This window comes from Lysobacter sp. BMK333-48F3 (assembly GCF_019733395.1).
GTDB lineage: Bacteria > Pseudomonadota > Gammaproteobacteria > Xanthomonadales > Xanthomonadaceae > Lysobacter.
Window position 1 is genome coordinate 4,635,394 of sequence record NZ_JAIHOO010000001.1, and the last position, 23,841, is coordinate 4,659,234.

Annotated in this window: 18 protein-coding genes; 6 read left to right on the top strand and 12 right to left on the bottom strand. The window is 69.7% G+C overall.

What is annotated here, in order from left to right; genetic code table 11:
• Nucleotides 1-288: 288 nt before the first annotated feature.
• Entirely contained in the window at nucleotides 289-2,277 is a 1,989-nt protein-coding gene (locus tag K4L06_RS19985) for an amidohydrolase family protein (protein ID WP_255595351.1), read from the bottom strand.
• A gap of 129 nt (nucleotides 2,278-2,406) precedes the next feature.
• Nucleotides 2,407-2,826: a hypothetical protein gene (locus tag K4L06_RS19990; RefSeq protein ID WP_221673049.1), complete on the bottom strand. Its 420-nt coding sequence runs from the start codon at nucleotides 2,824-2,826 to the stop codon at nucleotides 2,407-2,409.
• Between the two features lie 171 nt (nucleotides 2,827-2,997).
• Here K4L06_RS19990 and K4L06_RS19995 point away from each other — a divergent pair, with 171 nt between their 5' ends.
• The 4 genes from K4L06_RS19995 to K4L06_RS20010 all read left to right on the top strand — a co-directional run bounded on the left by K4L06_RS19995 (nucleotide 2,998) and on the right by K4L06_RS20010 (nucleotide 10,629).
• The gene (locus K4L06_RS19995) at nucleotides 2,998-5,202 is read left to right on the top strand and encodes a M3 family metallopeptidase (RefSeq protein ID WP_221673050.1); all 2,205 of its coding nucleotides are present in this window, start codon (nucleotides 2,998-3,000) and stop codon (nucleotides 5,200-5,202) included.
• A gap of 303 nt (nucleotides 5,203-5,505) precedes the next feature.
• Nucleotides 5,506-6,264: a response regulator gene (locus tag K4L06_RS20000; protein WP_221673051.1), complete on the top strand. Its 759-nt coding sequence runs from the start codon at nucleotides 5,506-5,508 to the stop codon at nucleotides 6,262-6,264.
• A gap of 282 nt (nucleotides 6,265-6,546) precedes the next feature.
• Nucleotides 6,547-9,597, top strand: a complete 3,051-nt coding sequence (locus tag K4L06_RS20005) for a YadA family autotransporter adhesin (protein ID WP_221673052.1) — start codon at nucleotides 6,547-6,549, stop codon at nucleotides 9,595-9,597.
• 174 nt (nucleotides 9,598-9,771) lie between these two features.
• Complete coding sequence (locus tag K4L06_RS20010) at nucleotides 9,772-10,629, top strand: NAD-dependent protein deacetylase (protein ID WP_221673053.1); 858 nt, start codon at nucleotides 9,772-9,774, stop codon at nucleotides 10,627-10,629.
• Nucleotides 10,630-10,850: 221 nt separating this feature from the next.
• Here the strand turns inward: K4L06_RS20010 and K4L06_RS20015 are convergent, their stop codons facing one another.
• Both K4L06_RS20015 and K4L06_RS20020 read right to left on the bottom strand, forming a co-directional pair.
• On the bottom strand, nucleotides 10,851-12,122 hold the full coding sequence (locus tag K4L06_RS20015; protein ID WP_255595356.1) for a glycerophosphodiester phosphodiesterase family protein: 1,272 nt from the start codon (nucleotides 12,120-12,122) through the stop codon (nucleotides 10,851-10,853).
• Between the two features lie 136 nt (nucleotides 12,123-12,258).
• Nucleotides 12,259-13,317: a hypothetical protein gene (locus K4L06_RS20020; protein ID WP_221673054.1), complete on the bottom strand. Its 1,059-nt coding sequence runs from the start codon at nucleotides 13,315-13,317 to the stop codon at nucleotides 12,259-12,261.
• Between the two features lie 127 nt (nucleotides 13,318-13,444).
• Here K4L06_RS20020 and K4L06_RS20025 point away from each other — a divergent pair, with 127 nt between their 5' ends.
• On the top strand, nucleotides 13,445-14,881 hold the full coding sequence (locus K4L06_RS20025; protein WP_221673055.1) for an amino acid permease: 1,437 nt from the start codon (nucleotides 13,445-13,447) through the stop codon (nucleotides 14,879-14,881).
• A gap of 81 nt (nucleotides 14,882-14,962) precedes the next feature.
• Here the strand turns inward: K4L06_RS20025 and cfa are convergent, their stop codons facing one another.
• From cfa to K4L06_RS20050, 5 genes are all read right to left on the bottom strand, one after another.
• A complete protein-coding gene (cfa, locus tag K4L06_RS20030; RefSeq protein WP_221673056.1) occupies nucleotides 14,963-16,096 on the bottom strand; it encodes a cyclopropane fatty acyl phospholipid synthase in 1,134 nt (377 codons plus the stop codon).
• A 209-nt stretch (nucleotides 16,097-16,305) separates the two neighbouring features.
• Nucleotides 16,306-17,130: a DUF3298 and DUF4163 domain-containing protein gene (locus K4L06_RS20035; RefSeq protein WP_221673057.1), complete on the bottom strand. Its 825-nt coding sequence runs from the start codon at nucleotides 17,128-17,130 to the stop codon at nucleotides 16,306-16,308.
• 122 nt (nucleotides 17,131-17,252) lie between these two features.
• Nucleotides 17,253-17,966 carry a pseudouridine synthase gene (locus K4L06_RS20040; RefSeq protein WP_221673058.1) on the bottom strand — a complete coding sequence of 238 codons (714 nt, stop codon included), beginning with the start codon at nucleotides 17,964-17,966 and terminating at the stop codon, nucleotides 17,253-17,255.
• Nucleotides 17,967-18,180: 214 nt separating this feature from the next.
• The gene (locus tag K4L06_RS20045) at nucleotides 18,181-18,456 is read right to left on the bottom strand and encodes a GNAT family N-acetyltransferase (RefSeq protein WP_221673059.1); all 276 of its coding nucleotides are present in this window, start codon (nucleotides 18,454-18,456) and stop codon (nucleotides 18,181-18,183) included.
• A gap of 65 nt (nucleotides 18,457-18,521) precedes the next feature.
• Nucleotides 18,522-19,751 (bottom strand): histone H1-like repetitive region-containing protein, encoded by a 1,230-nt coding sequence (locus K4L06_RS20050; protein ID WP_343225823.1) that lies wholly within the window; start codon nucleotides 19,749-19,751, stop codon nucleotides 18,522-18,524.
• Between the two features lie 536 nt (nucleotides 19,752-20,287).
• On the opposite strand from K4L06_RS20050, the gene K4L06_RS20055 reads away from it, so the two are divergent.
• Nucleotides 20,288-20,476, top strand: coding sequence for a hypothetical protein (locus K4L06_RS20055; RefSeq protein ID WP_221673061.1), 189 nt, complete (start codon nucleotides 20,288-20,290; stop codon nucleotides 20,474-20,476).
• Between the two features lie 14 nt (nucleotides 20,477-20,490).
• Here the strand turns inward: K4L06_RS20055 and K4L06_RS20060 are convergent, their stop codons facing one another.
• The 3 genes from K4L06_RS20060 to K4L06_RS20070 form a co-directional block, all read right to left on the bottom strand.
• On the bottom strand, nucleotides 20,491-21,111 hold the full coding sequence (locus K4L06_RS20060) for a rhomboid family intramembrane serine protease (RefSeq protein ID WP_221673062.1): 621 nt from the start codon (nucleotides 21,109-21,111) through the stop codon (nucleotides 20,491-20,493).
• Nucleotides 21,112-21,148: 37 nt separating this feature from the next.
• Nucleotides 21,149-22,777 (bottom strand): oligopeptide:H+ symporter, encoded by a 1,629-nt coding sequence (locus K4L06_RS20065; RefSeq protein ID WP_221673063.1) that lies wholly within the window; start codon nucleotides 22,775-22,777, stop codon nucleotides 21,149-21,151.
• A 428-nt stretch (nucleotides 22,778-23,205) separates the two neighbouring features.
• Nucleotides 23,206-23,832, bottom strand: a complete 627-nt coding sequence (locus K4L06_RS20070) for a glutathione S-transferase family protein (RefSeq protein ID WP_221673064.1) — start codon at nucleotides 23,830-23,832, stop codon at nucleotides 23,206-23,208.
• Nucleotides 23,833-23,841 lie beyond the last annotated feature (9 nt).

Genomic DNA, 23,841 nt, shown 5'->3' on the forward strand with positions numbered 1-23,841 from the left:
CGCTGGCGCACAAAGCAAATCCCGCCTACCCCCCTTTTTCAAAGGGGGGAAGTTCAACCGGGCGATTTCGAAGAGGGAGGAGGATCTTCGAAAGAGAAGAGCGGTCAACAGGGACGGTGCCTTTGAGCCCGGCGCGGAAGACGAGGCCCCCTTTGGCAAAGGGGGCCAGCGCCCGGCGCGGGGCCGAAGCCGGGACCGGACCTGGGCGCGGGGGATTTCGCGCGGCGGCAAGGCGGACCGCAGGACCGCCCGCGGCGGCGCCTTGCCCGCCTCGCCCCCGGGCCCGCCTCAGTTGGAGATCTTGGCCGGCTCGGCGAAGGCGCGCACGCCCAGGGCCTTGTAGATCTCGCTGGGGTAGTAGCCGGTGTCACCCTGCACGACCAGGGCGATCTTGCGGATGTCGCCGATGTTGCGGGTCGGATCGCCGTCGACCAGCAGCAGGTCGGCGCGCTTGCCCGGGGCGATCGAGCCGCGGTCGTCGAGCACCCGCGCCGCCTTGGCCGCGTTCCAGGTCGCCACCTGCAGCGCCTGCGCCGGGGTCAGGCCGGCGCGCACGTACAAGGCCAGCTCGTGCTGCAGGGTGAAGCCGGGCACCTCGTCGGTGCCGGCCAACAGCGGCACGCCGGCCTTGTAGGCGCGGCCGACGAACTCGACCAGCTTGTCGTAGGACTTGCGGTAGCGCGCCGCGGTGGCGTCGTCGGGAATATCCAGCTCGGCGGCGCGGCGCGCGCGCTGCACGTCCGGCGGCAGGTGCTCGGCGACTTCGGCGAAGCCCGGCCACAGCTCGCCGTTGCGCTGGTGCAGGAACTCGAAGGTGGCCAGGGTCGGGTCGATCGCGATCTGCTTCTTCGCCAGCATGGCGATGAAGTCCTGCACCGGCTTGGAATCCAGGTCCACCGCGGCGGTCTTGTCGGCGACCAGATAGAAACGCTGCAGGGTGCGGGTGTCGGTCTTGTCGTCGACGAAGAAATTCAGCATCAGCTGGTTGATGTGCTGGATCTCGTCGAAACCCTGGTCGGCGACGTCCTGGGCGCGCATGAACGCCGGCACGTGGCCGCTGACCCGCAGGCCCTTGGCGTGGGCGTAGGCGACCGTGTCGCGCAACGCGTCCTTGGGGAACGAGTTGTAGATCTTGATCTGCGGATAGCCGTTGGCGGCGTACCAGTCGACCGCCTTCTTGGCTTCGTCCAGGTTCTTGATCACGAAGCCGTTGCGCGCGGAATAGCTGCTCTCGCCCTCGATGAAGCCGGCCGGGACCACGTTCGGCGACATCAGCGTGCCGCCCTTGATCTCGCCGATGATCTGCTGCAGGGTCGCGTTGTCGTTGCCCATGTCGCGCACGGTGGTCACGCCGGCGGCGATGTTGAGCCCGCCGTCCCAGCGCGAAACGTGGCCGTGCATGTCGAACAGGCCCGGCAGCAGGGTGCGGCCGGCGCCCTCGACGATGCGGGTGTACTTCTGAGGATCGGCGACCTTGCCGATCGAGGCGATGCGGCCGTTGGCCACCACCACGTCGGTCGGCTCGCCGAGGCGGGCGTGCTCGCTATCGAACACGCGCACGTTCTGCAGCACGGTCGCGCCGGGCAACGGCATGCCCAATTGCTTGCGCAGGTCGACCAGCAGCTTGCCTTCGGCGGCCTTCTGCCGGGTTTCTAGCGCCGCGGCGCTGCCCTGCCAGCCGTCCTCGATCAACTGCAGGAAACCCGGATAGATCGAGGCGAACAGACGCGGCTGCGCGCCGGTGGTGGCCCAGACGAAATCGGGCGAGAAACCGGCGCCGTTGACCGCGTACAAGGCCACTTTCTGGCTGCGCCCGTCGCGGCTGACTTCGGCCTCGTCGAGCTTGCGCAGGCTCAGGCTGCCGTTGGGCAGCAGCGGCAGGACGCCATCCTTGCGCTTGGCCAGGGCCTGCAGCGCCACCGAGTAACCGGCCGGCGTGCCGCCCAGCGGCGAGTACAGGCCGGTGCCCTGGACCTGCATTTCGCCGGCGTCGGAAGTCGACTTCCACACCGCCTTGTCGCCGTCGCGGCGGAAGCTTTCGTCGACCTTGGCGCCGAAGGTCTCCAGTCCGGTCACCTGGTAGCTGCGGTAGGTGCCGTCCTCGGCCAGGGTGTAGGTTTCCTTGAGCTCGGGGCCGCGGCCGTTGTCCTTGAACACGAAGTCGACCGTGGTGGTGCCGTCGTCGGCGCGGGTCACCACCTGCTGGCCGGCCTGCTTGCCGCCGTCGACCAGGGCCAGGTAGCGCACGGTTTCGGCGGCCAGCGCGTGACCGCTCAAACCGCTGATCAGGCACAGCGCAAGAGCAAGCCGCGCACAGCCGCGACGCGGCGCCAAGGCGGACGGGGAAAGCGTTCGGATCATCGGTGCAGCTCCATGAAGTGGGATACGGCCGTTGCGACGCGCGGCTCAGTCCTGATGGGTGACCATCAACACGTAGCCGTCCGGGTCCTGGACCCGGAATTCGCCGCGCGGGCGATAGAACGGATAAGCGATTTCACCGGCGTCGATGCCGGCGGCGAGCACGCGCTCGCGCATCGCCGCGACATCGTCGCAGTAGACATAGAACAGCACGCCCTGGGCGCAGGCGTCCACCGGCGCATCGGCCTGCACCAGCATCAGCTCGGCGCCGGCGGCGCTGCCCAGCCAGGCCCAGACCGGCTCGTCGCGGCTCGGATCGTCGCAGGACGGTTCGCGATGGACGTTGCCGATCGCGAAGTCGAGCGCGGCGTAGAACCCGGCCGCGCGCATCACGCTGGCGACGTGCAGCATCGGTACGAAGCGCGCCGCGCTCGGCGGCGCGACGGTCGGGGCGTCGGTGGCGGACATGCGGGCTCCTGTAGCGGGTCGTCCATGCGGCGCGGCGGCGCGCCCCCCGCCCGGCGCCGGCCCTCGCGATGGTCCCGGACCCGCCGGCCCGCCGGCCCATGCCTTTCGTCATGGGTCCGCCCGCCCCCCATCGGTTAGGCTTTCGGCCTCCTATTGACGAGGTTTCGTACGATGAAGCATCCCCTCGCCCTGGCGCTGGCCGTGGCCCTGGTCGCCACCGTTCCCGGTCTGGCCCACAATGCCCAGGCCCAGACTGCCGCCGCCCAAGCCGTGAAAAACGACGCCCAATCGCACGCCAATCCGTTCTTCCAGGAAAGCCCGCTGCCGCTGCAGTTCCCGCAGTTCGACAAGATCAAGGACGCCGACTTCGCGCCGGCCTTCGATCGCGGCATGGCCGATCAGCTCAAGGAAATCCAGGCGATCGCCGACAACCCGCAGGCGCCGACCTTCGACAACACCATCCTGGCGATGGAGCGCTCCGGCCGCATCCTCAGCCGCGCCATCGCGACCTTCTTCAACCTGGTCGGCACCGACACCAATCCGACCCGGCAGAAGCTGCAGCAGGACTACGCACCCAAGCTGTCCGCGCACCGCGACGCGATCGCGCTGAACCCGAAGCTGTTCGAGCGCATCAAGACCCTGCACGGCCAGCGCGAATCGCTGGGCCTGGACGCCGAAGGCGTGCGCCTGATCGAACGCTACTACACCGACTTCGTCCGCGGCGGCGCCAACCTCAGCGAGCCGCAGAAGGCGCGCCTGAAGGCGATCAATTCCGAGCTGGCCGAGCTGGGCGCCAAGTTCAGCGAGAACGTGCTCGAGGAAGTGAAGGACTCGGCGATCGTGGTCGACAGCAAGGCCGAGCTCGACGGTCTGTCCGACGAGCGCATCGCCGCCGCCGCCGAAGCGGCCAAGGCGCGCAAGCTGGAAGGCAAGTACCTGCTGACCCTGCTCAACACCACCGGCCAGCCGCCGGAAACCGACCTGACCAACCGCGCCCTGCGCGAGAAGCTGCACAAGGCTTCGGTCGCGCGCGGCAGCCGCGGCAACAAGTACGACAACACCGCCATCGTCTCCAAGGTCGTCACCTTGCGCACCGAACGCGCCAAGATGATGGGCTACCCGAACTACGCCGCCTATGTGCTCGAGGACGAGACCGCCAAGAACGCCGAAGCGGTCAACAAGATGCTCGGCCAGCTGGCTCCGGCCGCGGTCGCCAACGCCCAGCGCGAGGCCGCCGACCTGCAGGCGATGATCGACAAGGAACAGGCCGCCAAGGGCGAGAAGAGCTTCAAGCTCGAGCCGTGGGACTGGGCCTTCTACGCCGAGAAGGTGCGCAAGGAGAAGTTCGCCTTCGACGAAGCCCAGCTCAAGCCCTACTTCGAGATGAAGAACGTGCTCGAGAACGGCGTGTTCTACGCCGCCGGCCAGTTGTACGGGCTGAAGTTCAAGCAGCGCACCGACCTGCCGCTGTACCACGCCGACACCAGCGTCTACGACGTGTACGACGCCAACGGCAAGCAACTGGCGATCTTCATCGCCGACATGTACGCGCGCGACTCCAAGCGCGGCGGCGCGTGGATGAACTCCTACGTCGAGCAGTCGGAACTGTTCGGCACCCTGCCGGTGGTGGCCAACCACCTCAACATCCCCAAGCCGCCGGCCGGCAAGCCGACGCTGATGACCTGGGACGAGGTCACCACCATGTTCCACGAGTTCGGCCATGCCCTGCACGGCATGTTCTCGAACGTGAAGTACCCCTACTTCTCCGGCACCAGCGTGCCGCGCGACTTCGTCGAGTTCCCCTCGCAGGTCAACGAGATGTGGGCCGACTGGCCGTCGGTGCTGGCCAACTACGCCAAGCACTACCAGACCGGCGAGCCGATGCCGAAGGAACTGCTCGACAAGGTGCTGGCGGCGTCCAAGTTCAACCAGGGCTTCACCACCACCGAGTACCTGGGCGCGGCGATGCTCGACCAGAACTGGCACCAGCTCTCCGACGCCTCGCAGGTGCCGGCGGCCAAGGACGTGATGGCCTTCGAAGCCGCGGCGCTGAAGAAGGACGGCATCGCCTACGCGCCGGTGCCGCCGCGCTACCGCACCCCGTACTTCAGCCACATCATGGGCGGCTACGCGGCCGGCTACTACGCCTACATCTGGTCGGAAGTGCTGGACGCCAACACCGTGGAGTGGATCAAGCAGCACGGCGGCCTGACCCGCGAGAACGGCGACCGCTTCCGCGCCACCCTGCTCTCGCGCGGCGGCAGCAAGGACGCGCTGCAGTTGTTCCGCGACTTCTCCGGCCACGAGCCGAAGATCCAGCCGCTGCTGGAACGTCGCGGCCTGACCGCGCCGGCGAGCGCCGCGCCGGCTAAATAATTCAGCTTCGACCGCGGTCGCAGGACCCGAAAGCCGCCCACCTGTCCGGTGGGCGGCTTTTTTGTCGTTGGAGCCGACAAGACCTGTGCGATGCGATTCGCAGCACATGGGAACACCCGTGGGAGCACCCATTAGCACGATCTAAATGATCCGCGTATCCCAAGGATTTCAGTACTTTCCGCGAACACCGACCTGTGTCACTGTAGCTTCCAGTGGAGCCCCATTAACCTGATTTTGGACGTCGACGGCACCGTCCCGCAGACGCGGAACGGTCGGTTAGCTCGATCAACAGGGGAATTCAGGATGGCCGCCATTCCCACAGTCCTGCCCGGCAGCACCGGCAACGACCACCGCAACGAACGCCGCATCGCGGTGGTCGAACGCGATCCGATGCTGCGACAGCAGATCCTGCAATCGCTGCAAACCCGGCAATTCGCCGTGCTCGAATGCGCCAACGCCACGGCGCTGTACCGCAACCTGCTCAACGCGCCGTGCGATATCGCGGTGATCGCCAGCGACCTGCCCGACGACAATCCGCGCATCGTCGCCCAGCACCTGCGCCAGCATTCCGACATCGGCATCATCGTCCTCGACGCCGAGGCCAACGCCTGCGGCGACGCCTACGAGGAAATCGCCGACGCCTGCCTGGCCAAGCCGGTCGACCTGGACCGGCTGACCTCGGTGGTCGCCGCGATGCACAGCCTGCAACACCACATGCGCGCCCTGCCCGCGCGCGCCGGCAACGGCGCGATGCCGGACTGGGAACTGGCCGCCGACGGCTGGACCCTGCGCACGCCCGACGGCGCGGCGATCGATCTCAGCGCGCCCGAACGCAGCGTGCTGCTGCGCCTGGTCAACGCCGGCGCCGGCGGCCATCCGGTCTCGCACGACAGCCTGATCGGTTCGCTGACCAGCGATGTCTACGACTTCGATCCGCATCGGCTGGAGATGCTGATCTACCGCTTGCGCAAGAAAGTCGCGCTGATGAGTCCGCTGCCCTTGCCGCTGCGCGCGGTGCGCGGCATGGGCTATCTGTGCACGGTGGTGCGCGCGCCCGGCTGAGCCGCGCCGCCCACGCTTCCCACCATCCCCCGAATTCGTCGGCGCCTGCGCGGCGCCGCGATCTTTAGTGTGTGAACCTCGGTGAGTCGAGGTGATCGTGCGTGAACCACCATGAGTGCGTAGCGCACCCGGCTTTCCTAGCCTGCAGTCGCCGATGCATCGACCGTGCCAGCGAACACGGTCGGTCGCGGCGACGGGGGAGACGATCGACCGATCGTCGCTAGCCATGCGCTAAACCGCCGCCGTCGGCGCTACGTAGGCTCAGCAGACGGAGGCCGTGTCATGACCCAGGGCATCAACACCACCCGCACCGCTCGCCGCACCACTACTTCCACCTCCCACGCACCGTGGACCCGATCGATACCGGCTCTCGCGCCGCTAAGCGCGGCCTGCTGGATCGCGCTCGTCGCCGCCGCGACCTGCACGCCGGCATTCGCCGCCGATCCGATGCCTGCTCCAGACCCGGTCGCCGACATCGTCGCGCCGCTGGTCGAACCTGTCGTCGAATCCGTCGTCGAGCCGGCCGCCGAGCCGTCGGCCGAACCCGACGCGAGCGAGGATCCGCTGGCCGAACCCGGGCCGCTGCTGCCGCTGGTGTTCGACGGCATTCCCAACAGTTCGACCTGGGGACCTAGCGCGCTGGAGGGCGACCTGATCTCGCCGATGAGCGTGATCCAGCCGCCGCCGCCGACCAGCAGCCTGCCCGATCTCAACGTGTATCTGAGCAACTGGCTGCTCGGCAACGACTACCAGGCCTGCGGCCTGCTCGGCACCGACTGCCTGACCATCGACCGGGCCAACTTCAACTACTCCTACCTGTCGCTGATCCTCAACCTGATCCAGGCGCCCAACGTCGCCGACCTCGACGGCAACCAGCCGGCCGATCACCTGACCCTGATCGGCGCCGTGCATTCCGACAGCTACATCCAGTTCCAGGACAGCAACTACTTCGGCAACAACAACAACGCCTCCTGCGTGGTGATCGGCCTGGCCTGCACCTGGCGCACGAATCCGGCGCAGAACAACCAGGTCATCATCGGCGACGGCAGCTACGCCAACGGATCCAACACCGTGGTCATGGGCACCAACGCCCGCCACCAATTGCCGACCGTCAGCGCCGCCTCGGCCGGCTTCACCGGCGGCCCGGACACCAACTACGCCGCCCGCCTGGGCAATTCGGTGGTGATCGGCGACAACAGCTTCGGCAACGCCGACCGCCAGACCCTGCTCGGTTTCGGCGCGACCTCGACCCACGCCAACAGCGTCGCGCTGGGCGCCGGTTCGTCGACCGCGTTCGGCGCCCAGACCGGCTACGCCGCCTTCGGCCTGGTCGCACCGCAGACCTCGTCCGGCGAACTGTCGATCGGCGCTCCCGGCGCCACCCGCAAGCTCACCAACCTCGCCCCCGGCAGCCTCGGCACCGACGCGGTCAACGTCGCCCAGTTGCAGGGCGCGCTGGCCAGCGCCGTCGCCGATCCGTTCGCGGTCAAGTACGACGACCTCGGCGGCGTGCCGGACCTGCAGAACGTCACCCTGCAAGGCGCCGGCGGCACCACCATCGCCAACCTGCGCGCCGGCGCGATCGGTCCCGCCAGCACCCAGGCGGTCAACGGCTCGCAGTTGTTCGCGATCAGCCAGTCCAACGCCCTGCGCCTCGGCGCCGGCGCCGCGGTCGCCGCCGACGGCACCGTCACCGCGCCGAATTACCTCATCGCCGGAACCGGATACGACAATGTCGGCTCTGCGCTGGCCGCGCTCGACACCGGCCTGGCCGCCGCCGACGCGTTCGCGGTGCAGTACGACGACGACGGCAGCGGCAATCCGGACTACGCCAACGTCACCCTGCGCGGTCCGGCCGGGATCGGCAGCGTGCTCGGCAATCTCGCTGCCGGCCAGATCGCCGCCGGCAGCCTGCAGGCGATCAACGGCGGACAATTGTTCGGCGTCGGCGGTTCCATCGCCACCGTGTTCGGCGGCGGCGCCGCGTTCAACGCCGGCGGCAGCTTCACCGCGCCGAGCTACTTGATCGCCGGCAATCCCTACGACAACGTCGGCGACGCGCTCGCCGCCTTGAACAGCGGCCTCAGCACCGGCGACGCCTTCGCCGTGCAGTACGACGACGACGGCAGCGGCAACCCCGACTATGGCCGGGTCACCCTACGCGGCCCGGCCGGCAGCGGCAGCCTGCTCGACAACCTGGCCGCCGGCCAGATCGCCGCCGGCAGCCTGCAGGCGGTCAACGGCGGACAGATCCTTGCCATGGGCGACTCCATCGCCTCGATCTTCGGCGGCGGCTCGCTGTTCGCCGGCGGCACGTTCGGCGCGCCGAGCTTCACCGTGCAGGGCGGCAGCTACGCCAACATCGGCGCCGCCTTCGCCGCGGTCGACGCCAGTCTGACCAACCTCAACACCCGGATCGACAATCTGCCCCCGCCGACCTCGTCCGAGCCGCGGCTGGCGATCGACGGCAGCGGCAACGCCTCGGTCGGCGCCGGCACCCGCGCCATCGCCGCCGGCGCCAGCGCCCACGCCGGCGGCCAGCATGCCGTCGCGGTCGGCGGCGACGCTTACGCCGCCGGCGACAACGACACCGCGGTCGGAGGCAATGCCCGGGTCGAAGCCGACGGCAGCACCGCACTCGGCGCCAACAGCAGCATCGCCGCCGGCGCCACCAACGCGGTCGCGGTCGGCGAAAGCGCCAGCGCCACCGCCTCCGGCGCGGTCGCGCTGGGCCAGGGTGCGGTCGCCGACCGCGCCAATACGGTCTCGGTCGGCAACGCCGGCCAGCAGCGCCAGGTGGTCAACGTCGCCGCCGGCACCCAGGACCACGATGCGGTCAACCTCGCCCAGTTGCGCGCGTCGCAGACCGGCACAGTGCGTTACGACAACCATCCCGACGGCAGCGTCAACACCACCCAGGTCACGCTCAACAACGGCGGCGCGCCGGTGACCATCCGCAACATCCGCGCCGGGGTCAACAACTCCGACGCGGTCAACGTGCAGCAGCTCAACGAAGGGATCAACCGCGCGATCAACACCTCCAACCAGTACACCGACAACTGGGGCATCACCCTGCGCCGCGACATCGGCCAGCTCGACGACAAGGCCAGCGCCGGGGTCGCCTCGGCGATGGCGGTGGCCGGGCTGCCGCAGGCCTACGTGCCGGGCAAGAGCATGGCGGCGGTCGCGGCCAGTTCGTTCCGCGGCGAAACCGGCTTCGCGATCGGCGTGTCGACCATCAGCGAAGACGGGCGCTACGTGTACAAGTTCTCCGGCAACAGCAACTCCCAGGGCGATGTCGGGGTGACCGTCGGCGCCGGCATCATGTGGTGATCGGGGGCGGGAATCGGGAATCGGGAATGGAGAATCGGGATTAGGGATTGGGGAGCGGGTTTGGGACGCAGGGCGAACGATCTTGCCGATCCCGAATCCCCAATCCCGTCTTGCTATCGAGCCCAAACGACGCCATATCCGCTCCAGCCCCGCCGAGCGTCGCCGAAGCCCGCCATGACCGCCGATCCCCTCGCCCGCGATGCCGCACAGCGGCTGCGCGAGTTCCTCGCCCCGCACCGGCGCGTGTTCGTGCTGACCGGCGCCGGCCTGAGCGCCGGCTCGGGCATTCCGCACTATCGCGACGAGTCCGGCGCCTGGCAGCGCAAGCCGCCGATCGAGTACCGCGCCTTCGTCGGCGACGCCCAGGCCCGCGCACGCTACTGGGCGCGCAGTTTCGTCGGCTGGCCGGGGTTCGCCCGCGCCCGGCCCAACCCCGGCCATGCCGCGCTCGCGCAATGGCAGGCGCGCGCGCCCGACACGACCCTGGTCACCCAGAACGTCGACGGCCTGCACGGCCGCGCCGGCAGCCGCGAAGTGATCGACCTGCATGGCCGGCTCGACCAGGTCGTGTGCCTGGACTGCGGCGCGCTGCGGCCGCGCGAGGCGGTGCAGGAGGAACTGGCCGCGCGCAATCCCGAGTGGATCGGGCTGGAAGCGCGGCGGCTGCCGGACGGCGACGCCGACCTGGAAGGCCTGGCGTTCGAGCGCTTCGTCGCCCCGGTCTGCGCGGACTGCGGTGGCCTGGTCAAACCCGACGTGGTGTTCTTCGGCGAGAACGTGCCGCGCCCGCGCGTGGCCGCCGCCCAGCAAGCCCTGGCCCAGGCCGAGGCGATGCTGGTGGTCGGCTCCTCGCTGATGGTCTATTCCGGCTACCGCTTCGCCCGCGCCGCGCGCGAGGCCGGCCTGCCGCTGGCCCTGCTCAACCGCGGCGTCACCCGCGCCGACGACATCGCCACGCTCAAGCTCGAGGCCGATTGCGCGGCGACGCTGGTGGCCGGGATTGGGGATTGGGGATTGGGGATTAGGGATTAGGGATTAGGGATTGGCCAGAGCGATTCGCGCCCCCTGTAGGAGCGGTCCCACGGGGATTTCCTTCGGTCATAAGCCGCGACCGAGAAACCGCACCGACGACGAAAACTGGCCGCGGCCAGGCATCCGCCGATCCGTCTCGTGCGGCTGGTTGCGGCGCGACCGGGCGGCAGCGCGGTCGCGGCTCGCGCCGCTCCTACCCCGAAAGCGGCATGTGTGCGCAATTACGGATCGGCGTCCGGCAAGCGGCTGTGCTGCAGGAACAGGTCGCGCGCGGCGACGCCGATATCGGGCTGGTCGATGAACAAGCCCTGCACTCCCAACGCATACAACTGCAGCGCCTCGCCGAGCGCGTTCTGGTCGACGCCGCCGGCGCTCTGGCTCAGGAACGGCGCCTCGGCGCGCACGGTGTACGGGTGCACCTGCAGGCCCAGCGCCAGCGCGCGCCCGAGCAGCGGATGCACGTAGCCGGTGTTGCGGGTCTCCAGCCCGGCCCCGCCCGCCGGCGCCGGCGCACGCGGCAGCAGGCCGCTCTTGGACGGACCCAGGCCGCTGGCGTAATGGCGCCGCATCCAGGCCAGCGCCGCCGGCTCGGTCAACGCCGCATAACGGGTCTGGGCGCTCAAGCCGCCGGGGATCTCGCGTTCCAGGCCGCGGTAGCGCGTCGCCGGGTCCTCGCCGCGGCCGAGGTGATAGACCACGTCGTAGGGACGGTCGCGCTCGAAGTCGCCGTACAACTGCACCAGCGGCAGGTCGACGCCGGCGCGCGGCATGATCTCGCGCGCCAGTTCGATCAGGTTGGCGACTTCGAAGCTCTGGATATAGACCCGGCGCGGATCGGTGAAGCCCTCGGCGACCAGGGTGTCGATCAGTTTCTGCCCCAGGCTGATCCCGATCGGCGAACCGTCCAGGTGCCGGCCCTCGTGGGCGAACCAGGTCGGGTGCTTGGTTTCGGGGTAGATGCCGATCGCGCGGCCGTCGCGGCTCTCCTGCCGGGTCAGGGCGATCACCTCGCGCAGGGTGGCGATCTGGTACTGGCCGTCGTAGCGGGTGTTGCCGGGGCGGATCTGCGGGATGCGTTCTTTCGCGCGCAGGGTCTTGAGTTCGGCGAGGGTGAAATCCTCGCTGAACCAGCCGGTCAGCGTCTCGCCGTCGATGGTCTTGGTGGTCTTGCGATCGGCGAACTCGGGATGCGCGGCGACGTCGGTGGTGCCGGAGATCTCGTTCTCGTGCCGCACCACCAGCTCGCCGTCGCGGGTCGCGACCAGGTCGGGCTCGATGAAATCGGCGCCCTGGGCGATGGCCAGGCGGTAGGCCTCCAGGGTGTGCTCGGGGCGATAGCCGCTGGCGCCGCGATGGGCGATCACGATCGGGCGCGGCGCGGAAGACGAATCGGGCATGGGCGCGGCAGGGGTCGGGGCGGGACCGGCGACGGCGGCGCCGATGAAGCACAGCAGCGCGCCGAACAGGCGACCCAGCTTAAAGCAATGCGGCATGCGGAACGGACCTCGGACGGGCGTAGCGGCGGGCGCGCCGATGGGTGCGCGGCGGCGCGGTGCGCCGTGGCCCCAGCTTGCCGCAATTCGATGACAACGCGCCGGCGGCCGGCGCCCGTTCGCCGCGCCGCCGCGCTCAGTCCTCTTCCTCGACCCGCAGCGAGATCCGTCCCGGCCACACGCCGCGCAGCTCGATCCGGCGCCGGCCGTTGCCCCACTGGCGCAAGGGGTCGGCCCAGCGGCGTTCGATCGGCGGGCTGCCCGAGCCGACGAATCGCGCCGACATCCGCAGGTCCCGCGCCGCCAGCGGGATATTGCCGATGGTGCGGGTCATGCCGCCGTTCACTCCCACCCGCTGCACGGTCCGCGCCCGGTTGCCGACCTGCCAGCTGACCTCGATCTGGACCCGGAAGGTGCCGCCGGCGGGATTGCGGAACTCCAGCTCCAGCGCGCCGAGCCGGCGTTGCCAGTTGGGCAGGAACAGATCGCCGTCGAACGAAGCGAACGAATAGGCGATCGGCACCGCCTCGCCGGGGCGGGTATTGGCCCGCGCCGGCCACACCTGGCGATCGACGTTGCGCACCCGCCGCATCGAGCTGAAGCTGCCGTTGCCGGCGACGCCGCCCAGCATCTCGCGCACCGCGCTGGCGCGGCCGGCGATCGAGAACTCGGCGTTCTCGCTCTGCGAGCCGACGTTGAGCCCGCTGTTGGCGTAGATCGCCGAGGTCACCACGCCGAAGCCCTGGTGGATCGCGCCGTTGCGGCCGTGGCCGACCCGGGCCGCCTGCTCGGCCAGCCAGCGGAACTGCGCCGGGATCCGGGTCAGGTCGGCGATCACTGCCTGCTCGCGCAGCGAAAACTCCGAGGCGATCGCGCCGGCGCGGCCCATCGCCCAGCGCACTTCCAGGCCGCCTTCGCCGCGCGTGCCGGTGCCGTCGTCGGCCTCGGCGCTGACGTCGACCGCACCCTCTTGGCGGCTGACGTGCTCGGACAGCAGCTTCCACGAGCCCGGCATGCGGTCGCGGCGGATCTCGACCCCAGGCAGCGACGGATGCACCAGGCGGAAGTCGCCGGTGGCCGGGTCGACGATGCCGACCGCGCCCGGGCGCACGTGCATGGCCAGGCCCCAGTTGCCCCAGTAACCGGCGCGGTTGCGCCGGATCAGTTCGGTGAACTGCCGGTTCCAGCGGATCATGCGCGGATCCTCGTGAGAGCTATCCGTGACAACGTCCGCGGCGGCGCCGCGTGAGCGGCGACCGTTCGCCACCGTCCGGCGCGGCAGCGGCTATGATGCGGCGTCCAACTCGGGGAGTACGCGTTCGATGAGCCTGATCGCCAAGGTCCTGCGGCACAAGTCGGTGGAACAACTGCAGGCCGAGGCCGGCAAACGCTCGGATTTCCGCCGCGTGCTGGGGCTGTGGCAGCTCACCGCGATCGGCATCGGCGGCATCATCGGCGTCGGCGTGTTCGTGCTCGCCGGCCACGAGGCGGCGACCAATGCCGGCCCCGCGGTCGCCCTGGCCTTCCTGATCGCCGGCATCGCCAGCGCCGCCGCGGCGCTGTGCTACGCCGAGTTCGCCGGCATGATCCCGGTCACCGGCAGCGCCTACACCTACAGCTACGCCACCCTGGGCGAGCTGGCCGCCTGGCTGATCGGCTGGGACCTGCTGCTGGAATACGCCTTGATCGTCGCGGTGGTGGCGATCGGCTGGTCGGGCTATGTGCAGGTGCTGCTCGAAGGGGTCGGCATCCACTTGCCGGTCTGGGCGCAGGGCGCGATCGGCACCGGCGAGGGCCGGGTGTTCAACGTCATCGCCGCCGCGGTCACCCTGGCCGTGTCCGCCCTGCTGGTGTTCCGCACCGAATGGGGCGCGCGCTTCAACACCCTGATCGTGGCGATCAAGATCCTGGCGGTGATGCTGGTGATCGGCGTCGGCGTGTTCTACATCAACGCCGCCAACTGGGTCCCGTTCGTGCCCGAGCGCGTGGTCGGCGCCGACGGCGTCGGCCACTTCGGCTGGAAGGGCGTGGGCACCGCCGCGGCGGTGGTGTTCTTCGCCGTGTTCGGATACGACACCCTGACCACCGCGGCCGAGGAATCCAAGAACCCGCAGCGCGACCTGCCGCGCGCGGTGCTGTTGTCGCTGGGCGTGTCGATGGTGCTGTACCTGGCGGTGTCGATGGTGCTGACCGGCATCGCCCACTACTCGACCCTGGGCGGCGACGCCCCGGTCTCCGACGCCTTCGCCGCGCTGGGCCTGCCGTGGATCGCCAAGGCGATCGCGTTCTCGGCCGTGGTCGGCATCGCCAGCGTGCTGTTCGCCTTCATGCTCGGCGCGGCGCGGATCTGGTTCTCGCTGTCGCGCGACGGCCTGCTGCCGGGCTGGTTCGCCAAGATCCACCCCAAGTACGGCACCCCGCACCGGCCGACCATCGTGCTGGGCGTGTTCACCGCCCTGGTCGCCGGCTTCCTGCCGATCGGCGAGGTCGCCAAGCTGGTCAACATCGGCGTGCTCTCGGCCTTCATCATCATCTGCGCCTCGGTCTGGGTGCTGCGGGTGCGCAAGCCGAACCTGGAACGCTCGTTCCGCACCCCGCTGGTGCCGCTGATCCCGATCATCGGCATCGCCTTCTCGATCTGGCTGCTGGCCGAGCTGGCCGCGATCACCTGGCTGATCTTCCTGATCTGGGTCTCGCTGGGGCTGCTGGTGTATTTCGCCTACGGCATCCGGCATTCGAAGCTGGCGCAGGAACAGTGAGAGGAACCAGCGGAGAGGAGTGAGCAGCGAGCAAGGGCTGCTTTCGCTCACTCCTCACTTCTCTTCGCTATTTTCTCGGCCTCAGCGCGGCGCGACGTAGCCGCCGGGCACGCCTTCCGGCGACAGCACCAACTGCCACAGCTGCGCGTGGCGGCTGCGGAAGGTCGCCATCGAGGCGGCCAGGTAGAAGCGCCACATGCGCCGGAAGCGCTCGTCGTAGCGCGGGCCGAGCCGATCCCAGGCGGCTTCGACGTTGTCGCGCCAGCCCTGCAGGGTCAGGTCGTAGTCGGCGCCGAAGTTGTGCCAGTCCTCGATCACGAACCGACCCTCGGCATGCTCGGCGATCTGCCGCGCCGAGGGCAGCATGGAGTTGGGGAAGATGTACTTGGCGATCCACGGGTCGCTGTGGCCGACCGAGCGGTTGCCGCCGATGGTGTGCAGCAGGAACAGTCCGTCGCCGTCCAGGCAGCGCCGGGCGACGTCGAAGTAGGTCTCGTAGTTCTTGACCCCGACGTGCTCGAACATGCCCAGCGAGAAGATCCGGTCGAAGGGTTCGTGCAGTTCGCGGTAGTCCTGCAGGCGGAATTCGACCGCCAGGCCGGCGCAGTGCCGGCGGGCGTAGTCGAGCTGTTCGCCCGACACCGTCACCCCGACCCCGCGCACGCCGTAGCGTTCTGCGGCGAACTTCAGCGCCTCGCCCCAGCCGCTGCCGATGTCCAGCACGCGCATGCCCGGGCGCAGGCCGAGCTTGCGGCAGACCAGGTCCAGCTTGGCCTCCTGGGCCGCGTCCAGGTCGTCCAGCCTGCGGCCCTCGCGGTCGCGCCAGTAGGCGCAGCTGTAGACCAGGCGCCGGCCGAGCATGGCCGTATACAGATCGTTGCCCAGGTCGTAATGGCGCTCGCCGATGGTGAAGCTGCGGCGGTGGCTCTGCAGGTTGATCAGGTGCGCGCGCAGGCCGTCGAGCATCGCCGCCCAGCCGTGCACCCGTTCGTCGACGTGGGCGCGCATCAGCCGCACCAGCATCTCGTCCAGGGCCTGGGTGCGCCAGGCGCCGTCCATGTAGGTCTCGCCCAGGCCCAGCGAGCCCTGCGCCAGGACCCGGGCATAGAACCCCTCGTCGTCGACCTGCAGATCCCAGGGCCGGTCGCCGTCGATGCGCACGTCGGCCAGTTCCAGCAACCCTTCCACTCGCTTGCGCAACGACGCAACGGACATGCGGACCTCGCTCAGGGTCGGCGAACCGGCTGACGACGGCGCGCGGCGCGCCGGCGGCACGCTGCGGCTGCGAACCCGACGCCGCCGGCGCGGGCGGCGCCGGTTGCGCGTTGCCGCGCACCTTAGCAAACGCGGTGCGCGGCGATATGCCGAACCGTGTCGATTTCGCGCACACGGTCCGCGCCCTGCGGCGCCGGCCGCGACCGGCTTCAGCCGCCGCTGAACAAGCCGCGGTAGGCCGGCGCGAGATGCGGCAGCAGCACCGCGGCCGGCACTTCCACGGTCTGGGTGCCGTCCGAGTACGGGCCGACCTCGTAAGGGGCGAACACGAACTTGAGCCCGGCGAGCTTGCCGTCGGCGGCCTTGATCGGCTCGAACATGGCGAAGTTGGCCGGATCGGCGGCGGTGCCGTCGTCGATCATGCGCCCGCCGGTCTCGATCTGCTCGGCGCGTATCGCCGGGGCTAGGTCGTCGGCGTCGATGCGCTGCGACAGCGCCGAATGCAGTTGTTCGCGCACATAGCGCGAGATCGCGTCCCAACCGGCCTTCTGCGGCACCAGTTCGGTCGCGCTCAGCAGCTTGTTCTGCTGCGGCAGCCAGACGAAGCGCGCGATCAGCGGCGCGGCGTGGGCGCCGCCGGTGTAGCTGCTGCCGTCGGCCGAGACCGCCATCATCTGCGGCGCGTCGAACACGTCGTCGAAGGTCAGCGACAGTTCGTACGGCGACGGATTTTCCTTGGCGGTGCGGCCCTTGGCCGCCTCCAGCAGCTCGGCGCGGGCGGCGTCGGCGTAGCGGCGCAGCTCGCGCGCCAGGCCCGGATACTTGGCCGCCTGGGTCGCGTAGCTGATCCCGATCACGTAGTCGGGCGTGGTCTCGACCACTTCCTTGAGTTCGACCGGGCCGTCTTCGGTCGCTACCGGCGCGGGCAATGCGCCGGGGGTCGGCGTCCCCGCGGCCGGCGCCGGCGGCGTGGCTTCTTTCTTGCAGGCCGCCAGGGCCAGGGCAAGCAGGGAGACGGCGATGACGCGCTTCATGCAGCTATCCTTTTCGACGACGGTCCATGGATGTTTCGCGCGACATTATCGCCCAGGGCGTGACGCCCACATCTAGACCGCGGTCCGCCGAAGCGCTGGCCGGCGCGCGCCGCGCCGTCCGTTCACCACTCGTTGCGGTGCGGCAGCAGGCCTTGCAGTTCCGGATCGGTCAGATTGCGCCACTGGCCCGGCTTGAGGTGGCCGAGCTTGACGTTGCCGATGCGTACGCGCAGCAGTTGCTTGACCCGCAAACCGAAGTGCGCCGCCATCAGCCGGATCTGCCGGTTGAGGCCCTGGACCAGGACGATGCGGAAGCCGAAGCGGCCCAGCTTGCCGGTCTTGCACGGCAGGGTGGTCTGGCCGTGGATCGGCACGCCGCGGCCCATGCCGCGCAGGAACTCGGGCGTGACCTCGTGGTTGACCGCGACCAGGTATTCCTTTTCCAGCTTGTTCTCGGCGCGCAGGATCTCGTTGACGATGTCGCCGTTGCTGGTCAGCAGGATCAGGCCTTCGGAGTCCTTGTCGAGGCGGCCGATCGGGAAGATCCGGCGCTCGTGGCCGACGAAGTCGACGATGTTGTCCTTGACCCCGGATTCGGTGGTGCAGACCACGCCGACCGGCTTGTTGAGCACGATGTAGACGTGCTGGCGCTTGCCCTTGATCGCGGCGCGGGCGCGCAGCACGTCGCCGTCGATGCGGACCTCGTCGCCCTCGCCCACCTCGGCGCCGACCCGGGCGCGCAGGCCGTTGACCGTGACCCGTCCCTCGGCGATCAGCCTGTCCGCCTCGCGCCGCGAGCAGAAGCCGGTGTCGCTGATGTGTTTGTTCAGACGCATGGGAAGGACCAGGGGACGAAGCGGAGGGACGGGGCCGGGCACGCCGGAGGGCGCGTAGGCTGGCACAGCCGGGCCGGCTTGGCGACCCCTGAGGCCCAGAAGCCGGCCCGGGAGCCGGCTCGCGGACGCTCGCGGCGCGCGGTCGCGGACGGGCGGCGGACAGGCGTCCGGCCGATCGCGCCGCCCGCGGAGCGACGGGCGCGGGCGCTCGGGCTCAGCCCAATTGCTCGTTGTATTCGGGGTGGCGCTCGATCCAGGCGGCGGCGTAGGAACAGGCCGGACGCACCTTGAGCCCGGTCTGGCGGGCGTAGTCGAACGCCGCCCGGACCAGGTCCGAGGCGATGCCGCGGCCGCCGATCGCGTCCGGCACGCCGGTGTGGGCGATCACCAGATGGTCCTGGTCGAGCCGGTAGTCGAGCAGCGCCAGCACGCCCTCGACTTCGGTGTAGAAACGCCGCTGGGCGGGGTCGTGAAGAACGGTGACGGCCATGTTGCGGAATCCTCGTGCGGCGACGACGCCGCCGGAGCCGCGCGAGGCGGCCCCGGCGTCGATGCTCAGCGGTTGTCGCGCTTGCCCTGGTTGTGGCGGTCCTGAGTGCTGACCGAGCCCTGGATCGCCTGCATCCGGCTTTCGCCGGCGTGCAGTTCGTTGGCCTTGTCGGCGGCCGCGCCCGACTGCGGGCCCGGCGCCGGCACGTGGCCGTGGCCCGGATCCAACTGCTGCCAGGGCTGCGCTTCGCGCGCCTGCTCCTGCCTGGCCTCGAGCAACTGGCGGGTATTGGCCAGGGCCTGCTCGGGGGTGATCCGCGACGGCGCGGCGTCCGCGTCTGCTTCCTCGACCGCCTCCGCTTCGTCCTCGCGCCCCTGCGCCTGCACCGGGGCCTCGGCGGTTTCGGCTTCCACCGCGTCGGCCTCGTCGTCGCTGCGCGCGGCCGACTCGGCGGCGCCCTGGGCGATCAGCGAACCGGCGCCGCTGTCGGCGGCCGGCTCATGCCGCGCCGGCTGCAAGCCCGGCGCGGCCGCTTCGGCCTCGATCGCGGCGACCAGCGGTGCGGCGGCCGGTGCGGCGCCGACCACGGGCTTGGCCGCGCGCGGCTTGCGCACCGGCTTGGGCTTGGCCGCGGCTTCGACCGCGACTTGCGCGGCCGGCGCGACCGCAGTTTCGGCGCGCTTGCGCGGCGCCGGCTGCGGCTTGGACGGCTGAGCCTCGGCCGCCGGCTTGGACGGCGTGCGCTTGGCGGCCTTCGCCGACTCCGGCTGGCGGGTGATTGCCGGCATCGCAGGCTGGGGCTTGATCGCCGCCGGCGCGGTCGCGGCGCGTTGCGGCGCCGGCTTGCGCGCGGCGGGCGTCTGCGCCGGCTTGGCGCTCGCCCGCTTGACCGCCGGCAGGTTCAGCGCCACCGGCTTGGCGACCGGCGGGCGGGCTGCGGGCTTTTTCGCCGCGACCTGCGCGGACGCAGGCCGCTGGGCCGCAAGTTTCTTGGCGGCCGGCTGCTTGGCCACGCTCTTGTTGACCGGCGTCTTGCCGGAAGCGGTCTTCCTGGGAGCGGTCTTGCTGGGGGCGGTCTTGCTGGGGGCGGCTTTCTTGGAAGCGACTTTCTTGGAAGCCAGCTGCTTGGAAGCGGCCTGGCGCACGACCGGTTTCTTCGCCACGGCCTTCTTGGCCGGCGCCTTTTTGGCCGTCGCCTTCTTGCTCGCGGTCTTCTTGGCCGCGGCCGCCCGGGTCGCCTGCTTCGCCGCAGCGGCGCGCTTGGCCGCGGGCTTCCTGGCCGTGGTCTTCTTCACCGCGGCCTTCTTGCCTGCCGGCTTCTTGGCGACGGCCTTCTTGGTCGCGGTCTTCTTGGTCGCAACCTTCTTGGCCGTAGCCTTCTTGCCAACAACCTTCTTGCTCGTAGCCTTCTTGGCTGCGGCTTTCTTGGCCGCCGACCTGGAGGCCGTCTTGCCGGTCGCCGCCTTCTTGGCCGCGCCCTGGGGTTTCGCCTTCTTGGCCGTCGCGCGCGCGGTCTTGCCGGCGCTCTTCTTCACGGCCTTGCTGGCGGTGGTCTTGGCCGGTTTGCCGGCCTTCTTGGTCGCCATGCCTCGCTCCTGTCGAGTTTTGCTGGTTTGACGGCCGCCCCCCAGGCCGTAACCGTGTGGTAGCACGGCCGACCTTCAAGGCGGGTGAGCGGGCGTGAGACTCGCCGCGTCGCGTCACGCGGCTGATCCTGCCCGGCTCGTATTGACCCGGTGCGTCACTTCAGAGGCCGAAAAAGCCCCTTACGCGCTGGCACGAAATGTGCGTGAATTGTGACCGGGGACACACTGAACAAAGGGGGTTTGCCATGCGATTCATCGCTGCGTCCGCGCCCGACGCCCACGCCGAGGCCGTGATCACCCGCGCCTACGAACTGGCCCGCAACGGCGAGCTCGATCAGGCCGAACTGAGCCGGCTCGATGCCGAAATCCAGGCCGGCCTGCGCGAGTCGTACGGCGATCCCGCGATCGTTGCCGGCAACGCGCTGGCGGCCTGAACGGCCGCCCCGCCTCAACCGCCGAAGAAGCTCGGCAGGCTCGGGCTGGCCAGGCGCTGCAGGAAGATCAGGCCGATCCGCGGCTCCATCAGCAGCATGAACAGCACGCCGTAGATCGCGCCGGACAGGTGCGCATTATGGTTGATGTTGCCGCGGCCGCGCTTGTCCATCCAGAACGAATAGACAACGTAGGCGACCGCATACGCGATCGCCGGAACCGGGATCACGAATACGATGATCCAGTTCCAGGGGTTGATCAGCACGTAGGCGAACAGCACCGCCGACACCGCGCCGGAGGCGCCGAGGCTGACGTAGCCGTTGTCGCGGCGATGGCGCAGGTAGCTGGGCAGGATCGCCACCACTATCGCCGACAGATAGAACAGCACGAACCCGGCCTGGCCGATGGTCTGGGCGAACACCTGCTCGATCACGCCGCCGAAGAAATACAGCGTGATCATGTTGAACAGCAGGTGGGTCCAGTCGGCGTGGACGAAGCCGTGGGTCAGCAGCCGATCGTACTGGTGGAAACGCTCCACCCCCGGCGGCCACAGCACCAGCCGCTCGAACAGGCGCTTCTTCTCGAACGCCTGCCACGACACCAGGGCGGTCACGGCGATCAGGATCAGGGTCAGCATCGGCTCGGAGTCTCGTAGGGAACGGCCGCGGCGCCGGTCAGGCGCTGCGGTAGTGGTCCTGCATCGGGTAACTGCGCGCGTACAAGGCGAACGCCGCCGCGGCGACGAAGGCGAAGCCGGCGAAGAAGAACATCAGGAAGGCGTTCTCGCTCAGCCCGGTGGCGGCGATGTGCGAGGTCACCGCCTCGTTGCGCACCGCGGCGTTGGTCAGCATCACCCACAGGTTGCCGAAGGTGCTGGTCAGGTACCACAGGGCCATGATCACGCCCTTCATCGACTGCGGCGACTGGCTGTAGGCGAACTCCAGCGCGGTCGCCGACACCAGCACTTCGCCGAAGGTCAGCAACACGTAGGGAAGGATCTGCCATGCCAGCGACATGGGGTGGCCGGCGTCCATATACAACTGGATCGAAGCGGCGACGATCCAGGACAGGCCCGAGACCGCGATGCCGAAGCCCATCCGCCGCAGCGGGGTCGGGTTGATCCCGATCTTGCGCAGCGCCGGGTACAGCACCAGGTTGTTGAACGGGATCAGCAGCATCACCAGCAGCGGATTGATCGCCTGCATCTGCGAGGCGGCGGCCTTGGCCCCGCCCTCGCCCGAGATCAGCCAGCTCGGCCACCACCACAGCTCGGTCGGCACCACCATGCGCTGGCCCTGCAGCACCCAGGTCGAGGCCTTCTGGTCGAACAGCGACCAGAACGGGGTGACGAAGGCGAACACGATCAGGATCCGCAGCACCGCGCGCACCCCGTCCACCGCCGCGTCCGGATGCCGGCCGCGGGCGCGCTCGAGCTGCAGCGAAATGCCGTAGCCGCCGAAGCCGATCAGCAGGCCCAGCGCCATGCAGGCGCTCTTGACGAAGCCCAGGCTCGGGATCAGCGCCAGCGCGCCGGCCGCCAGGGCCACGCCGACCGCGGCCACCGCCACGCCCGGGTTGCCCTGCCCGGCGACCTTGCTGCGCAGCGCGGTGCGAGCGACGTTGAAGAACGAATCCGGGTCCGGCGCGCTGCGGGTCGGCGGCACCATGACGTAGCGCTTGCGGCCCAGCCAGAAGATCAGGGTGGCCAGGAACATCAGCGCGCCGGGGATGCCGAACGCCACCGAGGGGCCGTATTCGCGCAGGAAGATCGGCATCAGCAAGGACGCGAACAGCGAGCCGAAGTTGATCGTCCAGTAGAACGCATCGAACACCAGCTTGGCCTTGTGCTTGTTGCTCTGGTCGAACTGGTCGCCGCAGAACGACACCACCAGCGGTTTGATGCCGCCGGCGCCGAAGGCGATCAGGAACAGGCCGGTGAAGAAGCCGGTCTGGTTGTGTTCGAACATCGCCAGGCAGGCGTGGCCGGCGCAGTACACCAGCGAGAACCAGATGACGGTGTTGTACTTGCCGAAATAGCGGTCGGCCAGCCAGCCGCCCAGCAGCGGGAAGAAGTAGGTGCCGATCATGAACGTGTGGAACACGTCCTTGGCCATGCGCTCGCGCTCGGCCAGGTCGCCGGTCGAGGCCATCAGCAAGGTCCCGACCAGGAACGCGGTCAGGATGTTGCGCATGCCGTAGAAGCTGAAGCGCTCGGCCGCCTCGTTGCCGATGATGAAGGCGATCTGGCGGGGCATCTTGCCCTGCGAATCGGCGCTGACGGGGGCGGTGGCGGCTTGGTTCATCTACGGCGTTCCTCGGCGGTCGGGTCGCGCATTCCGTCGCGTGGCCGGGCCGCGATGGCGGCCGGGCAGTCCAGCCACACAGCCTAACCGATCGGCCCCGCCGGCGGTTTCCGCAGTGCGGCGGACCGCGCCGTTCAGCCTCGTCGCGGCGCTCAGATCGTCGGCTCGCCGATCTCCAGTTCGTACTCGAAATTCTGGATCATGCCGCCGAGACATGCCGTCGGAAGCCGGGTCGGCGGCGTTGCCGTAGTTCGCCCCGACCACCAGCCGGTGCCGGCCCTGCGGCAGCCGCGGCAACAGCAGCCGGTAGCCGTCGGCGGCGGCCATGGACGCCGGCGCCCGGCCGGTGGCGGGCGCGGCCGCAGTCGCCGCGGCGGCGGTCGGCAATCACGCGGCCAAGGCCGCGACCAGCGCGGCCGACGCCGGCCTCAGGCCCATTCGCTCAAGCCTTCGCGCTCGTAGAGGGTCTTGAACGACGGCCGCGCCTTCATCCGCCGCGCGTACTCGGCCAGGTGCGGCCAGTCGTGCGCGGGCTTGGGCAGGTTGCGGGTCCAGCGCATCAGCATGGTCAGGTAGAAGTCGGCCACGCTCAGGCGCTCGCCGAGCAGATAGGGGCCGCGCTGGGCCAGTTGCGCGTCGTAGCGCTCGCAGGCGGCCTCGATCCGGGCCTGGGCGCCGGCGCGCACCGCCGCGTCGTCGGCCTGCAGGTCCCACGGGTACCACCACAGCCGCGCCGGCGCCTGCAGGGTGCTGACCAGGTTGAACATCCACTGCGCGTACTCGGCGCGCTGCGGATCGTCCAGGGCCGGGGCGAAACCGGCCTGCGGGTGGCGGTCGGCCAGGTACATCGCCAGCGCCGCGGCCTCGTAGTGCGGGCGGCCGTCGACGATCAGGGTCGGCACCAGGCCGTTGGGGTTCAGCGCCAGGTACTCGGCGCTCTTCTGTTCGCGCGCCTCCATGTCGACCCGGCGCAGTTCGTGTTCCAGGCCCAGCTCGATCAGCAACCAGTGCACGACCAGGCTGGCGGCGCCCGGAGTGTAGTAAAGCGCGTACATGCGGCGTTC